Below are 15,401 nucleotides of genomic sequence, written 5' to 3' on the forward strand. Positions count from 1 at the left end.
GGAGAACCGAGATGCCCGCTCAGAAGGGAAGCGCCTTTCTGCTGAAGATCAGCGATGGCGCCGCGACGCCGACCTACAATACCGTGGCTGGGCTACGCACCACGCAGATGTCGATCAATGGCGAGCTGGTGGTGGTGACCAGCAAGGATTCGGGCGGCTGGCGCGAGCTGCTTTCAGGCGCGGGGACGCGCTCGGTGAGCGTGAGCGCGGCGGGGATCTTTCTGGGCAGCAGCGCCGAAGCGCAAGTGCGCGGCGCGGCGCTGGCGGGCACGATCACCGACTATGAGCTTTCGTTCGAGGGCGGCGAGAAAATGCGCGGCAAGTTTCTTGTCCAGCGGCTCGATTATGCCGGGGATTTCAACGGCGAGCGCAATTACACGCTGTCGCTGGAAAGCTCGGGCATGGTGGCGCAGGTATGAGCGGCGCCAGCAGGACGCCGGTATCCGCCAATCCGCATCGCGGCGAAGCGCAGCTGCTGCTGGACGGTGTGGCCCACGTGCTGCGCCCGACATTCGGCGCGCTGGTGGCGGCCGAAGAGGAGCTTGGCCCGCTGTTCACGCTGGTCGAGCGGGCAAGCGGCGGCGAGCTCAAGCTGGGCGAGATGGTGGCGCTATTCTGGCACTGCCTCGCGCACCCTTCCGGCCAGAGCCGCGAGACTTTTGCCGAAGCGGTGACGCGCGCCGGCCTCGCCGTCTGCGCGCCGGCTCTGCGGAGCCTGCTGGTGCAGGTGCTAAAGGGCGGCGGATGAGCGGACGCTTTGGCGAGGGGGCGGCGCGGCTTGCGGGGGAGGCCGCGTTGCTGATCGGCTGGACGCCGGACACGTTCTGGGCCGCTACGCCAGAGGAACTGGCGATTATCGTGACAGCCGCCGCGCCGCCACCTGCCGGCGGCATCGATCGGACCACACTCACCGCAATGATGGAGCGCGAGGCGCATGGATAGTCTTTCAACGCTGGTCGTCGACGTGCGCGCCAGCACCGACGGGTTTGCCGCCGATGTCGGACAGATGCGGAGCAGCTTCGACACAATCCTGGTCGACGGCTTCAGTCGGGGCGGCGACGTGCTCGAGCGTGGTCTGCTCGGCGCGATCCGGCGCGGCAGCCTGGGCTTCGAGGACTTGCGCCGGACCGGGCTCAGAGTGCTCGACGACATTGCCGCGCAGGCGCTGCGTGGGGGCCTCACCTCGATCGGCATAGGCGGATCGGGCGGCGGGAGCCTTGGCAGCGGCATTTCTGGCCTTGGCAGCCTGATCGGTTCGATCTTTGGCCTGCCGGGGCGTGCGACGGGCGGGCCGGTCTCGCCCGGGCGGCCCTATCTGGTGGGCGAGCGGGGGCCCGAGCTGTTCGTGCCGACATCGGCCGGGCAGGTCGATGCGGGCAGCAGCGCGGCGGCTAGGTCGGTCAATGTCTCGATCAAGGTGGTGGCGCCAGAGGGCAGCAGCAGCCCGGAAAGCCTGCGCCGTTCCAGCCGCCAGGTGGCACAGGCCGTGCGCCGCGCCCTCAGCGAATACTGAGAAGGAACGAGGGCCATGAGCTTCTGGCTGGCGAGCCGCCGCACGGTGCAGACGACCGATACGATCCAGCGCTTCGATCCGCGCTTCTGGACCGTGGATTTCCCGCGCCCGGCAATGGCATCGGTGGTGACCATCGGGCCCGACGCCTTGCGCGTCGACGCGGTGTTCCAGAAGGCCGACGACCTGATCGGGCTGATCTGGGAAAGTGCGGACCGCTGGGACCATCCGCTCCTCGCCTACGATACCGACCGCGACTATGCGCGGCTGACGCTGTCGTTCCGCTGGCGTTCGGGCGGGGTGCTGCCGCTCGACGCGGTGAACGGCCCGACCCTGACGATCGAGGGACGGGATGCGGCGGGCAACCCGCGCTCCTGGTATGTGCGGCTGTGGAACTATGCCGTGGGCACGCCGACCGATGCGGTGGTGTCCCTGCCGTTTTCGGCGCTTTCGGGCGGGTTCATGCTGCCTGGCGAGGCCGATCCGGTCCATCCTTCGGACATCGACCGGATGTTCATCTCGCTGGTTGCACCGGGCTATTCGGCGAGCGCGGGCGCGCCGTTCACCCCGGCGCTGACGGGCTGGGTGGAACTGACGGCGATACGCTGCCAGGGCCACAAGCCGATGCTGACCATCGGCGACGTGATGGTTCCGCCGCACGGGCTCGCCATGGCGACCGGCTATGACGACGGTTACAACCAGACACCGGCGCGGCTGCTGCGCGCGATCCGGGGCCTCGGCTATCGCGGCAGCATCAATCACTATGTGGGGATGAGCCACTTCTTCCCGCTGGCGCCCGACGGCGCGGGCGGCTTTGTGGTTGATCCGGCCCTGCCCGCGCTCAACGTAGCCGCCGAGCGCTGGCACGCCGCGTTTCTTTCGGGCGCGAAGGCCATGGGTTACACTGTGATCCTGTCGCAGTCCTACGAATTGCTGGCGCAGCATTGCCCGGCTTCCTGGCAGCAGCGGGCCTCTGACGGGAGCCCGGCGCGAACCGGCTGGTCACCACCCTCGGCTTTGCTTTCGCCGGCAAACACAGCGGCGAACGCGTGGCTGCGAAAGGTGGCGGTGCGGCTTGCGGGAATGCTCATCGAGGCGGGCCTGCCGGTGCGCTACCAGGTAGGAGAGCCGTGGTGGTGGGTGACCGGGGATCGCAGAATCTGCATCTATGACGATGCAGCAAAGGCGGCTTTGGGCGGAAATCCGGTGGTCATTCCCGATCTGGGCGGCGCACTTACCGCCTCGCAGATAGCGCTGCTCGATGCGGCGGGCGCCTTGCTGGCGGCCTCGACCGCAAGCCTTACTGCCGCAGTTCGCACAGCCGCCGGGTCTGCGCCCTGCGAGACGCTGCTCCTGGCGTTCCTGCCGACCGTGCTTGCCCCTGCAATGCCTGAGGCGCGCCGCGCGAACTTGCCGACCGGCTGGGCGTGGCCGGCTTTCGATGTGCTTCAGATTGAGGACTACGACTGGCTCACCGCCGGATTCGAGGCGCTGCGCATGGGGGGACGGGCCGAAGCGGAGGCTCGCCTCGGCTATGCCCGCAGCCGCCAGCACTACGTGTCAGGCTTCGTGCTGAGTGGTGCCGATGCCGGTGCGATGTGGCCGATGATCGATGCCGCGGCGAGCGAGGCGCAGGCGATCGGGGTGTCCGAGACTTTCATCTGGGCCCTGCCGCAAGTGGCGCGCGACGGTTTTACCCGACTGCCCGGCCCCGCTGCCGGCACGGCCAGCGAGGACGATATCATGCAGCCATTCGACGACGTGCTTTTTCCCATCGCGATCGGGCGATCGGCGACAGTGACCCCCGAGTTTTCGACCAATGTGACGATCACCGCCTCGGGCTTCGAGCGGCGCAACAGCCTGTGGGCCGATGCGCGGCTGCGCTTCGATGTCGGGCCGGGCGTGCGTTCGGAGGCGGAACTGGGCGAGCTGATTGCCTTCTTCCGGGCCCGGCGCGGGCAGGCGCGGGGTTTTCGGCTGCGCGACCCTTCGGACTACAGCTCGAACGGCATGGCGGGTGTGCCCACCGCGCTTGATCAGGTGATCGGTGTGGGCGATGGCGCTAAGGCGCGCTTCCCGCTGGTCAAGGCCTATGGCCCGGACAGCGAGGCGCAGCAGCGGCGGATAACCCGGCCTCGCGCCGAGAGCCTGCTGGTCAGCGTCGACGGCCTTGCGGTTACCGCGTGGACGCTCGATCCGTTGGGGGTGATCGTGTTCACCGACGCACCGGCCGCCGGCAAGACTGTGCACGCAGGCTTCCTATTCGACGTGCCAGTGCGATTTGCCGAAGACCGGCTCGACATTTCCGGCGCGGCATTTGCAGCCGGCGAGGCGCCAAGCGTGCCGCTGATCGAACTGCGCGAGGACGCCTGACATGGCAGAGAGCACACGCGTCTGGTTCAGCCAGCCGCTGGAAACGGTCGCGATCTGGTGGCGGCTCGAACGACGCGACGGGGTGACGCTGGGCTTTACCAGCCATGACCGCGACCTTGCCTTCGACGGATTGGTCCACCGCACGGCGCCGGGCATGGTGCCTTCCGCAATCCGCCGCACAGCCGATTTCGAGGCAGACAGCGCCGAAGTGGCGGGCGCACTGAGCCATGACGCGATCCGTGAGGCCGATCTTGCCGCCGGGCGTTTCGACGGCGGATCGATCGCGATGGGGCTGGTCGATTGGGAAACGCTCGAGCGGGTAACGCTCTATGCAGGAACGATCGGAACCGTGGGGCACGAGGGCGCAGGCTTTTCCGCAGAGCTGCGATCGGTGAAGGACCTTCTCGCGCGCGAGATAGTGCCGCGCACGGCGCCAACTTGCCGCGCCGAGTTCTGCGGCCAGGGCTGCACACTTTCCGCCAATGCCTTCACCCATCTGGCGAGCCTGGCGGAGGTTTCCGCCGACGGCGCATCGGTGCGCGCGAGCGGCAGGCCGAGCGCCGCGCAGCTGGCCTTTGGCACCTTGCGCTGGATCGACGGGCCAGAGGCGGGGATCACCAGGCGGATCGAGGCGGCCGACGGCACCTGGCTGGTGCTGGACCGCACCAGCGCCGACGGAATCCCGCCCGGCACCATGATCGAGCTGCGCGAAGGCTGCGACCATACGCTGGAGACCTGCGCCGCGCGTTTCGACAATGCGGTCAATTTCCAGGGCGAGCCATTCCTGCCGGGCAACGACCTGCTCACGCGCTATCCGGCGCTGCAACCATGAACGCCGCGCTGGCCGCCGCTGCGGCAACGCTCGTCGGGGTGCGGTTTCGACTACATGGCCGGGACCCGGCGACCGGGCTCGACTGCGTCGGTCTTGTTGCCGAGGCTATGCGCCGGGCCGGGGCAGAACCGGTAGTGCCTGAAGGCTACCGCCTGCGCACGGCGAGCGTGGCCGGTCTGCTGCCCATTGCCGCAGCCAACGGCTTTACCCCTGTTGACCAGGCGGTGGATGGCGATCTCCTGCTGGCCATGGTGAATCCGGTGCAGCCACACCTTCTGGTTCGCGTGCCAGGGGGCTTCATCCACGCCCATGCCGGGCTGGGACGCGTGACGTTCCTGCCCGGATCGGCGCCGTGGCCGCTTGTGGGCGGCTGGCGCGTGCCGCTGCCAAAACTCCCAGACAGGACCTGACCACAATGGCTACCTTGCTTCTCACTGCTGTCGGCTCCGTGTTCGGCGGGCCGCTGGGCGGCGCGATCGGTGCGCTGATCGGGCGGCAGGTCGACAGCGCGATAATCGGTGGACGCCGGGTGGAAGGACCGAGGCTCAAGGACCTGAAAGTGCAGACCTCGAGCTACGGTTCGGCGCTGCCACTGCATTTCGGGCGAATGCGCGCGGCCGGCAGCGTGATTTGGTCGACCGAGCTGGCAGAGCACCAAGACACCGCCAGCAGCGGCAAGGGGCGCCCCTCTGTCACGAGTTATGCCTACAGCGCCTCTTTCGCCGTGGCCTTGGCCAGCCGACCGATTGCCGGGATCGGCCGAATCTGGGCCGATGGCAACCTGCTGCGCGGGGCGGACGGCGAGCTCAAGGTTGGCGGAACCTTGCGCATTCATCTTGGCCACGGCGACCAGAAGGCGGACCCGCTGCTGGTGCAGGCCGAGGGCGCGATGCGGTGTCCGGCTTATCGCGGGCTGGCCTATGTGATGTTCGAGGATCTCGAGCTTGCCGACTATGGCAACCGACTTCCCTCGCTGACCTTCGAGATCCTGGCCGACCCGGCCGACACATCGGTGGGTGCAATCGCCCGGGAGATCCTGCCGGGTGCGGTGGTGCGCGATCTCGAGGCGGAGCTTGCAGGGTTCAGCATAGACCAAGGGTCGGCAGGCGATGCCCTTGCCGTGATCGCCGATGCGGTGCCGATTGCTTGCGCGGTTTCCAGCGGGACGCTGACGATTCATGCGGCGGAGCCGGACCGCGGGGTCTCACCTGTACTTTTGCCCGGACCGGCGGCGGCGAGCAGGGACACCACTTCGACCGAGATCAAGACCAGCGGCTGGTCGCGCAAGCGCGAGCCCTTGCCACGGGTGCGCCAATGCGGCGTGCGATACTACGACGTGGCGCGCGATTATCAGCCGGGCCTGCAGCGCGGGATAGGGCGGAGCGAGCAGGGCGATCTGCAGGTGATCGAACTGCCAGCGGCCCTCAGCGCGGCAACGGCCCAGAGCCTCGCCGGAAGCGCCAGCCGCCGCGCCGCGAGGCCCGCCGACACAATCAGCTACCGCGTGACCGAAGTCGATCCCGCGATCGGCCCTGGGGCCTTCGTAAGCGTTCCCGTTGCTTCAGGCCTGTGGCGGATAGTGCAATGGGAGTGGCAGCAGGACGGGGTCCTCCTATCGCTCGCCGCCTGTGCGGTTGCGGGAGCCGCTGCGACCCCTGTTGTGCCGTCGGTCGATCCCGGCCGGTTCAATCCCGCCGCAGACCTTGCGCGCTCGCCAACCGTGCTCGACGCCTTTGCCCTGCCGTGGGACGGTAGCGGAAGTGGGGAGAGCCCGGCTGTGTTCGTCGCGGCATCCGGGGCGAGCGCGGGGTGGAAGGGGGCTGCACTGCTGGCCGACCTTGGCGGTGACGGCGGCAGCCTGACCACGATTGGTTCGACCAGGCGAACACGGGCGCGGATCGGGCAAGCGCTGACCGCCCTCGCGCCGGCCTCGGCGCTGCTGCTTGATCGAAGCTCGACAGTCGAGATCGCGCTCGCCGGACCTGACCAGATGCTGGTGAACGCCAGTCTGCCGCAATTGCTGCAGGGGGCGAATCGGGCGCGCATCGGGAGCGAGATCGTGCAGTTCGCCAGTGCGGTGCCGCTCGGTGGCCGTGTGTGGCGGCTGAGCAATCTGCTGCGCGGGCGCGGGGGATCCGAATGGGCGATCCCGGCCCATGCGGCAGGCGAGCCCTTTGTCCTGATCGATGATACGCTCGTGCAGCTTGACCCCACGCGGATCGGCGATCCCGCAACCACGAGGATCGTCGCGGTCGGGCTTGGCGACTCGGCTGCCGTCAGCGTGCCGATCGCGGACCCCTGGGCTACGCTGCGGCCGCTTTCGCCTGTGCACGGATCGGCGAGGCGGCAGCCCGACGGTTCGATTGTGCTCGACTGGATTCGGCGCGCGCGCGGCGCATGGCTCTGGCAGGACGGGGTCGACACACCGCTGTGCGAGGAAGCCGAGCGCTGGGAGATCACAACAGGGGATCCGGCAGCTCCCGCGCTGCGCTGGCAAACCTCGACCGCCGGCCTGGTTGTGACGGCGGCTCAGCTTGCTGCGCTGCCAGCGGGGAGCCCGCGCTACTTCGCAGTGCGCCAGATCGGCCGGCACGCGGCTTCCATCCCGCTGAGCATCGACTTTCCGGCCTGACACCATCCACGGGGACCGACCATGACCGATCCGATCAGCTTTTCCACCACCTCGCCCCGCTTTGCCCTGCCGATGCTGTTTGCGGGGCAGAGCCAGAAAGAATTGACCCTCAACGAAGCGCTGCTCTGCGCGGATATCCTGCTTCATCCGGCGATCGAGGCCGTCGCCGCAACTCCGCCGGGGACGCCGATGCCTGGGCAGTGCTGGCTGGTGGGCAGCGGCGCGACCGGTGCCTTTGCCGATCAGACCGACCGCATTGCGGCTTGGAGCGAAGGCGGCTGGCGCTTCGTGACACCGCGCGAAGGCATGCGGGCCTACGATTTGGCGGCAGGCGCGCACCGACTCTACGCTGGAGGGATCTGGGTGCTGATCGCCGCCCCGGTCAGCCCGGCAGGAGGGACCGTGGTCGACATCGAGGCTCGAACGGCTATCACGGCGATCATCTCCGCGCTCAGGGGCAGCGGCGTTGTGGTCTAGGCACTGGGTACTGCATCACCTTGTAAGACAACGGTCATGCAGGCATGATGTGTGTTCGGTCCTCGGGATTGATGCGTAGGCGGCTTGTTTTTGTTGCCTTTTGGCAACAGGGGAGTCTTACGTTTGCTTGCATGCCGAATCGAGAGCCGCTAATGGCGGAAGCATCCGAGGCATGACTTCGAATGAAGGGGAAATGAGAATGCGGAAACTGCTTTTGGGCTTGGCCCTGGCCTCCACGGCGCTCGCAACGCCGGCGCTCGCCAAGAAAGATTCCTGGTATGTCGAGGTCGATGCCGGCGCGATGATCGTCGAAAAGACGGATCTTGCGATTGCTGGCGTCGCGAATGCGGCCACGCTGAAGAGCGACACGGGGTATGACGTCGGCGGGATCGTCGGTTACGATTTCGGCGGCTTCCGCCTCGAAACCGAAGTTGGCTATCGCCGTGCACGCGCCGACCGGGTGACTAACAGCGCTGGGGCCACCGCCGACCGTGCCACCAACACCCTGACCGGTCGTTCGCACGCGCTGAGCTACATGGTCAACGGCCTGCTCGACTTCGGCAGCGACGACGGCATTCAGGCATTTGTCGGCGGCGGCGTCGGCATTGCCAACGTGAAATATGCCATTTCGACTGCCGGCTTCGGCGGCGCCAATGATTCGGATACCAACTTTGCCTGGCAGGCGTTGGCCGGTGTGCGTGCGCCGATCAGCAAGCACTGGGACATGGGCCTCAAGTATCGCTACTTCAACGTCAGCAAGCTCGACTTTGTCGGTAACGGCGCGCTGACCGGCCAGTCGATCGCCGGCCAGTGGCGTTCGCACTCGCTCCTGGGTACGCTGACGTACAACTTCGGTGGCGACGAGCCGGCTGCACTGCCCCCGCCGCCTCCGCCGCCCCCGCCTCCGCCGCCCCCGCCGCCCCCGCCGCCCCCGCCGCCCCCGCCGCCGGCTCCGGTGTGCAACAAGGGTCCGTACATCGTGTTCTTCGACTGGGATAAGTCGCTCATCACGCCTGAGGCTGCGACCATTCTGGACAACGCGGTCACGGCATATGGCAACTGCGCCAGCGTGCCGATCATGCTCGCGGGCTACACCGACCGTTCGGGGACGCCGAAGTACAACCAGGGCCTTTCGGAGCGCCGCAACGCTTCGGTGCGCGGCTACCTGACCGCCCATGGTATCCCCGATGGCTCGATCACCAGCCAAGCGTTCGGCGAAAGCAACCCGCGCGTTCCGACCGCCGATGGCGTCAAGGAACTCCAGAACCGCCGCGTGGAAATCACGTACGGTCCGGGTTCGGGCATGTAAGCCACGGCAAACGCCGCAAAATGAATTGGGGGGCCGGAGCAATCCGGCCCCCTTTTTCGTGGAGGCCGGACCTCAGGTGCTCATGCACTCAGACCTGCCTTGGGCGCGAAAGCGATTTCCCAGCTTGTCGCTTGATGCGCGTGGGTGAGCCATCACGCGGCTACGTCGTGATGCATGGTCGGATTATCGAGAGGCAGGACGCGAACGGGTTCTCACCCCCGTCTGCGACTGTTTCCGGCAGGGGACCGACCGCCAACGCGTCGCAGCGTTCGCGCCGCCCCGGCCTTGCTCAGGTCTCCTTGCGGAGCAGGTCGCGGCGGGCAATCTCCAGTGCCGCCACGGCGAAGGGGATGACCACGAGTATGCCCGCAAGACCAATTCGCAGGCTGCCGAAGCTGCTCGAAATCCGGCCGGCAGCGTAGGGCCCGAGCGCAAGACCGATAATCGTGGCGAAGAGGAGGAACGACGCGGTGGCCGTCGCCCGCGTGGAGGCGGGGACGATGTTGACGATGGTGCCGGATGATCCGCCGATGGCCGCGCTCGCAAGAAACCACATCGGGAAAACGCACATCGAAAACACCGTGAACGAATCCGTCGTCAACATCACGGCATTTGGGATCTGCGCAAGGAGCAGTGCGCCGATCACCACCGCGACACGGCGCGAATGGTGGGTCTCGCCGGCGAATCGATCTCCGAGCGCCCCGCCTGCGATCACCCCGAGCGCTCCGCCTGCGGCCGCTGAACCGCCCACAACGAGAGCAACGGTGCCCGGCTCGGCACCGAATGTGCGCATTGCATAAAGCGGACCGAAGGCTGCGGAGGCATAGGTGATCACGCATGTGAGCCCGTTGCCCAAGCTGACACCGACCACCGACGGTGTCGCCCAGATCACGCGGAAGGCCTCCGGATCGTCATGCCGAAGGGCAATTGCCCAGGACACGATGGCATAGAAACCGATGCCAAGTGCGATCCACTGCGCAGGATCGCCCAACCACGCCGTCAGCCCTGCAGCGAGCAGTGCCAGCCCGCCCATCACGAGCAGATTGCCCAGCATGGCCCGCCCGCCCCGGCGCATGGCCGCCAGCAGTGTGAATGGCGGAACAATGGCCCCAAGATCGCGCGCAAACGCCGCCCATGTGGCCGGTTCGCGGGGCTGCGCAGGCACTGCCGCATCCGCTGGGGGTGATTCAAACCGGCCGCGCACCGGCTCGCTCAGGCTCCGCACCCAGAGTGCCATGATGAGACCCGGCAGGCCAACCGCCAGAAACGCGGCCTGCCAGCCGGCCAGTCCGAAGGGACGGGCTCCCACAGGAAAGCTTGCATTCCAGCCGCCGGCGATCGCGGTGCCGATATAGAGCGACAGGCCGCCGCCCATGTAGATTCCCGAAGAGAAAATAGCGATCGCCGTGGCGCGGCGATGCGCGGGGAAGTAGTCGGCCAGCAGCGAGTAAGAGCAAGGCCCAGCCGTTGCCTCGCCTACCCCGACGCCGATCCGCGCTGCGCCAAGCTGCAAGAAACTGCGCGAGAAGCCCGAGAGCGCAGTCATGGCCGACCACAAAGTCAGTCCCGCGGCGAGCAAACGGGTGCGCGAGACACGGTCAGCGAGCTTGCCGAGCGGAATGCCGAACAGGGCATAGAACACGCCGAAGGCGGTGCCATAAAGGAAACCGAACTGCGCATCGGAAATGCCGAGATCGTGTTTGATGTCGACCGCGAGGATCGTGAGAAGCTGACGATCCACGAAGTTGATGACGTAGACAATGACCAGCACGAACAGGACGTACCAGCTGTAGCGGTCAACACCGAGCCACTGCTTCGGCTTATCCGTCATCTCCATAAAGCGTGCCATCCTCTATCCCGGCTGCATCGAATCCCGCGCGCCGCAGACGGCAGCTGTCGCAGACGCCGCAGGCCCGGCCATCGGCCAGCGGGTCGTAACACGACCAACTGGCACCAGGTTCGAGCCCGAGACGGGCCGCTTCTTGCGCGATTTCGCTTTTTTTAAGGTGTTGGAGCGGCGCGTGAACGCACACGGTGCCGCCCTGATCGCCGAGCTTCGTGGCAACCCGGGCCAGATTTTCGAAACCGCCGATGAATTCGGGCCGGCAATCGGGATAGCCGGAATAGTCCAGCGCATTGACCCCGATGAACAGATCGCCAGAGCCTGCCGCCTCGGCCCAGGCCAACGCCAGCGAGAGGAACACGAGATTGCGGGCTGGCACATAGGTGACCGGGATATCGGTCCCTACCCCGTCCTTCGGCACCGCAATCTCGGCCGTCAGCGCCGATCCGCCGAACTGGCGAAGATCGAGCGGCAGCACGACGTGGCGCTCCACATCCAGGTTTTGCGCTATGGCGCGCGCCGCTTCGATCTCTACCCGGTGGCGCTGGTTGTAATCGATCGTCAACGCAAGGATCCGAAAGCCCTGCTCGCGCGCGAGCGCGGCGCAGACCATGGAGTCGAGACCGCCAGAGAGCAGGACCACGGCGAGAGGCGCTTGTTCGGAAACGGCTTTTGCGACCATGCCCCAGAGCTAGAGCGATGGATCGCCCATGGCAATCCTCGGCTTGTAATCAGGATGTACAGGCGCCGATCCGCCGGGCCTCCGCTCGCACATTGAAGGGCAGTCCCTGCGCAATGCCCTGCGTTTCGAGCTGGACGAGCTGGGCGCTTTCAAAGCGGACCGAAGTCTGCCCGTACCCGTTGCCCGGGCAGGTGTAGTGCACCGTTACTGACTCGGCCGTATCCTGCACAGTGAAGCTTCGGCAGGTTTCCCGCATGTGCCGGATCTGGATCAGGCGCCGGCCGTTCGCGATGCAAAGCCGGCTCCGACCGCCGGAAGGATCGCGATCGCGCACTTCCCACTGGCCGGGCTGGAGCTGGTCGAGCATGGCGAGCGAGGGCCGCTCGGCTGTGAGCGCCGGGCCGACCAGCGCAATTGCGACAACCGAGCCGCCGCCCACAAGACGGATCAGCCGCCGGGGGAGCATTCGGGCAATTCGGCGCAGTGGGCGTTCCATCAGGCGGTGCGTCCATGAGTGGCATGGGCCGGCACAATACCGGACCTGCCAACACACAATATAGCGCAATTTTAGCTGCGTTAAAGTGTTCTCTGTGCGCGACGAGCCGAAACGGTGCAATCAGTCGAGATCGATCTCGAAAATGCGCGAGCAGAACGCGCAATCGACGAGGATCAACCCCTCCTCATTGCGCATCTCTGCCTGCTCTGCTGGATCGAAGCGGGCAAGCACGGAGCGATAGTATTCGTTTGAGCAGCGGCACCCTTTTGCGATGTGCACGCCCTTCTCGACGCGCACCTCGCGCTCCTCGTGGAACAGCCGCCAGAGCAAGGCTTCCAGCTCAAGCGCCGGGTCGACCAGTTCGGCGCGCGATACCGAGCCGCCCATGATCCGCATGTGCTCCCACTCGGGGTGATCGAGCTGGACATGGAGCCGCTCGCGTCCCTCCTCGCCTTCCGGCAGATGCTGGATGAGTATGCCGCCAGCCACACAACCTGCCGAATCGCTGCGCACGCCAAGGCGGATGAGCGTCGGGATCTGCTCCGACTGGACGAAATAGCTCTCACAGGCTTCGGCGAGGGTCTCGCCCTCGAGCGGGACAATGCCTTGATAGCGCTGCCCGGTTGTAGCCATGTCGAAGGTGATTGCGAGATAGCCATCGCCAAACAGGGCATGCAGCGTCGGACTCGGCCCGAGATCATCGAGCCGCGCGCGATCAAACCTGGCATAACCACGCACTTCGCCGCCACGAAAATCGCACACCAGCAGATCGACCACACCGTCCTGCGTCTGCGCCTGCATTGTTAGCTGGCCCTGCTCGTCCTTGAGCAGCGAGCCGAGCAAAGCCGCCAGCACCAGCGCCTCTGCCACCAGATGCCGGATCGGGGCTGGGTAGGAATGTGCCGCGATCACGGCATCCAGTGGCAGCCCCAGCCGCACCACCCGGCCGCGGGCGTTGCGATCGGGTACGGTGAAGGCGAGTATCTGGTCAAATCCGGTGCCCGCGGTAGGCGCTGCGCTGTCGGCCATGCTCAGATCTGCCCAAACGCCCAGCGCAGAATCGCCTTTTGCGCGTGGATGCGGTTCTCCGCCTCGTCCCACACTACCGATTGCGGCCCATCGATCACCGCGTCGGTGACTTCCTCGCCGCGGTGCGCGGGGAGGCAGTGCAGCAACACGCCATCGGGCTTTGCCAGCGCCATCAGTGCAGCATTCACCTGATAGGGCGCCATCGCTGCCAGCTTGGCCTCGGCATGGGCCTGCCCCATCGAAATCCAGGTGTCCGTGACGACGACGTCGGCGCCCCGCACAGCCTCCGCGGCAGCGCGATGCACAGTGACGCCCGCACCGCGCGACCGGGCCTGCGTGATAAAGCCTTCATCGCTGTCATAGCCTTCGGGCACGCCGATGCGGACGTTGAACTTCATCAGCCCGGCCGCCTCGATAAACGAGTTGAGCACATTGTTGCCGTCGCCCAGCCACGCCACCTCGAGCCCCGGCAGTGCCTTGCCGTGTTCCAGCAACGTCTGCAAATCAGCGACGATCTGGCAGGGATGCGAAAGGTCGGTAAGGCCGTTGATCACCGGCACGGTGGCATGACGCGCCAATTCCTCGATCTTGGCGTGATCATCGGTGCGCAGCATGATTGCATCGGCCATGCGGCTGAGCACCCGGGCAGTATCGGCAATTGTCTCACCGCGTCCCAACTGCGTGTTCCCGGCATCGAGCACCAGCGCCGAGCCGCCAAGCTGGCGGATCGCGATATCGAACGAGACGCGCGTGCGCGTGGAGTTCTTCTCAAAGACCATCGCCAGCACTCGCCCGGCCAGCGGCGAATCGGCATCCGGCTGGCCCTTGGGCAGCGCGCTCCGCGCCGCCTTGCGGTCCATCGCGTCGCCCAGCATGGCCGCCAGCGCATTGCCGCCGGCATCGCTCAGCGCCAGGAAATGCCGCGTCATGCCGGCAGCGCTTCGACCGCATAGCTGGCGGTCGCGGCCGAAAGCTTGTCCATGAATTCCTCGACATGGCTGTCGTCGATCACGAGGGGCGGCAGCACGCGGAAGGTCATGTCGCCGGCCGCCACAGTGAGCAACTGATGGTTGTCGCGCATATGGGCGACGAAGGGACGCGGCTCGATCTTCATCTTGACGCCGAGCATCAGCCCCCTGCCGCGCACGAGCTCGAACATGTCCGGATAGTTGCCGATGAACTGTTCCAGCCGCCCGCGCAGCCGCTCGCCCTTGGCCTTGACCTCGGCGAGGAAGGCCGGCTCGGCAACGACATCGAGCACCGCCTCTGCCGCCGCCATGGCGAGTGGGTTACCGCCATAAGTGCTGCCATGAGTGCCAAGGCCCATGCCGCGCGCGGCGCGCTCAGTGGCCAGGCAGGCGCCGAGCGGGAAGCCGCCGCCGATACCCTTGGCACTGGCCATGATGTCGGGCACCACGCCGTACTGTTCGTAGGCATAGAGGTCCCCGGTGCGGGCGACGCCGCACTGCACTTCGTCAAAGATAAGCATGAGGTCGTGCTCGTCAGCCAGAGCACGCAGGCCCTCGAGGAAGGCGGGCGAGGCATCGCGGATGCCGCCCTCGCCCTGGATCGGCTCGACGAGGAAACCGGCCGTATTGGGACCGATCGCTGCGCGCGCGCCATCGAGATCGTCGAAATCGACGTAGCGGAAGCCTTCGAGCAGCGGCATGAAGCCCTTGTGCATCTTTTCCTGATTGGACGCACTGATCGTGGCCATGGTGCGGCCGTGAAACGCGTTCTTGAACGTTATCAGTTCATAGCGCTCGGTATTCCCGGCATGCTGGTGATAGGCGCGCGCCGTCTTGATCGCGCATTCCACCGCTTCGGCGCCTGAATTGGTGAAGAACACCGTATCGGCGAAGGTCAGATCGACCAGCCGCTGCGCGAGGTGTTCGCCCTGCGGGCTGCCATAGAGGTTGGAGACGTGCATGAGCGTAGCGGCCTGACGCTGGATTGCCCCGATCAGATGCTCATTGCTGTGGCCAAGCAGGTTGACCGCGATGCCGCTTGCAAAATCGAGATAGCGGGTGCCGTCCTCGCTGATCAGGTGACAATGCTCGCCGCGCACCGGACGCACGCCGCACCGGGGATAGACGGGCATCAACGGGGTGATCGACATGACACGGTTCCTTCCTGCTTGGGCTCCCGCTTTGCCGGGAGTGTTGTCGAAAACGACAAATGGCGACCCGTAAGGGCCGCCACCTGCGAATTTCAGTGG

Annotated in this window: 16 protein-coding genes; 10 read left to right on the plus strand and 6 right to left on the minus strand. The window is 66.4% G+C overall.

From position 1 onward, the window contains the following. Window positions 1-11: 11 nt before the first annotated feature. The 10 genes from WCL10_RS03980 (at window position 12) to WCL10_RS04025 (ending at window position 9,133) form a co-directional block, all read left to right on the plus strand. Entirely contained in the window at window positions 12-419 is a 408-nt protein-coding gene (locus tag WCL10_RS03980) for a phage major tail protein, TP901-1 family (protein ID WP_336894324.1), read from the plus strand. Beyond that, complete coding sequence (locus tag WCL10_RS03985; RefSeq protein ID WP_336894325.1) at window positions 416-748, plus strand: gene transfer agent family protein; 333 nt, start codon at window positions 416-418, stop codon at window positions 746-748. Before WCL10_RS03980 ends, WCL10_RS03985 begins: the two co-directional genes overlap by 4 nt. Then, window positions 745-942, plus strand: coding sequence for a phage tail assembly chaperone (locus WCL10_RS03990; RefSeq protein WP_336894326.1), 198 nt, complete (start codon window positions 745-747; stop codon window positions 940-942). Before WCL10_RS03985 ends, WCL10_RS03990 begins: the two co-directional genes overlap by 4 nt. Further along, window positions 935-1,513, plus strand: a complete 579-nt coding sequence (locus tag WCL10_RS03995; RefSeq protein ID WP_336894327.1) for a tail tape measure protein — start codon at window positions 935-937, stop codon at window positions 1,511-1,513. The genes WCL10_RS03990 and WCL10_RS03995 overlap by 8 nt, the downstream gene beginning before the upstream one ends. Window positions 1,514-1,528: 15 nt before the next feature. Then, complete coding sequence (locus tag WCL10_RS04000; RefSeq protein ID WP_336894328.1) at window positions 1,529-3,883, plus strand: DUF2460 domain-containing protein; 2,355 nt, start codon at window positions 1,529-1,531, stop codon at window positions 3,881-3,883. 1 nt (window position 3,884) lies between these two features. Then, the gene (locus tag WCL10_RS04005; RefSeq protein WP_336894329.1) at window positions 3,885-4,715 is read left to right on the plus strand and encodes a DUF2163 domain-containing protein; all 831 of its coding nucleotides are present in this window, start codon (window positions 3,885-3,887) and stop codon (window positions 4,713-4,715) included. Next, window positions 4,712-5,125 carry a peptidoglycan endopeptidase gene (locus WCL10_RS04010; protein ID WP_336894330.1) on the plus strand — a complete coding sequence of 138 codons (414 nt, stop codon included), beginning with the start codon at window positions 4,712-4,714 and terminating at the stop codon, window positions 5,123-5,125. Before WCL10_RS04005 ends, WCL10_RS04010 begins: the two co-directional genes overlap by 4 nt. 5 nt (window positions 5,126-5,130) lie before the next feature. After that, window positions 5,131-7,347, plus strand: a complete 2,217-nt coding sequence (locus WCL10_RS04015; protein WP_336894331.1) for a phage tail protein — start codon at window positions 5,131-5,133, stop codon at window positions 7,345-7,347. Window positions 7,348-7,368: 21 nt separating this feature from the next. Next, window positions 7,369-7,824: a DUF2793 domain-containing protein gene (locus tag WCL10_RS04020; RefSeq protein WP_336894332.1), complete on the plus strand. Its 456-nt coding sequence runs from the start codon at window positions 7,369-7,371 to the stop codon at window positions 7,822-7,824. Window positions 7,825-8,023: 199 nt separating this feature from the next. Continuing rightward, the gene (locus WCL10_RS04025; protein WP_336894333.1) at window positions 8,024-9,133 is read left to right on the plus strand and encodes an OmpA family protein; all 1,110 of its coding nucleotides are present in this window, start codon (window positions 8,024-8,026) and stop codon (window positions 9,131-9,133) included. Window positions 9,134-9,422: 289 nt separating this feature from the next. Here WCL10_RS04025 and WCL10_RS04030 read toward each other — a convergent pair whose 3' ends face one another. The 6 genes from WCL10_RS04030 to WCL10_RS04055 form a co-directional block, all read right to left on the minus strand. Next, window positions 9,423-10,970: an MFS transporter gene (locus WCL10_RS04030; RefSeq protein ID WP_336894334.1), complete on the minus strand. Its 1,548-nt coding sequence runs from the start codon at window positions 10,968-10,970 to the stop codon at window positions 9,423-9,425. Then, window positions 10,954-11,658, minus strand: a complete 705-nt coding sequence (gene queC / locus WCL10_RS04035) for a 7-cyano-7-deazaguanine synthase QueC (protein ID WP_336894335.1) — start codon at window positions 11,656-11,658, stop codon at window positions 10,954-10,956. Before queC ends, WCL10_RS04030 begins: the two co-directional genes overlap by 17 nt. Before the next feature lie 49 nt (window positions 11,659-11,707). Continuing rightward, on the minus strand, window positions 11,708-12,154 hold the full coding sequence (locus WCL10_RS04040) for a DUF3617 family protein (RefSeq protein WP_336894336.1): 447 nt from the start codon (window positions 12,152-12,154) through the stop codon (window positions 11,708-11,710). Window positions 12,155-12,274: 120 nt separating this feature from the next. After that, window positions 12,275-13,183, minus strand: coding sequence for an Hsp33 family molecular chaperone HslO (locus tag WCL10_RS04045; protein WP_336894337.1), 909 nt, complete (start codon window positions 13,181-13,183; stop codon window positions 12,275-12,277). Between the two features lie 2 nt (window positions 13,184-13,185). Next, on the minus strand, window positions 13,186-14,112 hold the full coding sequence (gene argF / locus WCL10_RS04050; protein WP_336894338.1) for an ornithine carbamoyltransferase: 927 nt from the start codon (window positions 14,110-14,112) through the stop codon (window positions 13,186-13,188). Further along, the gene (locus WCL10_RS04055; protein ID WP_336894339.1) at window positions 14,109-15,302 is read right to left on the minus strand and encodes an aspartate aminotransferase family protein; all 1,194 of its coding nucleotides are present in this window, start codon (window positions 15,300-15,302) and stop codon (window positions 14,109-14,111) included. The genes argF and WCL10_RS04055 overlap by 4 nt, the downstream gene beginning before the upstream one ends. Window positions 15,303-15,401 lie beyond the last annotated feature (99 nt).

Source organism: Novosphingobium sp., assembly GCF_037133355.1.
Lineage (GTDB): Bacteria > Pseudomonadota > Alphaproteobacteria > Sphingomonadales > Sphingomonadaceae > Novosphingobium.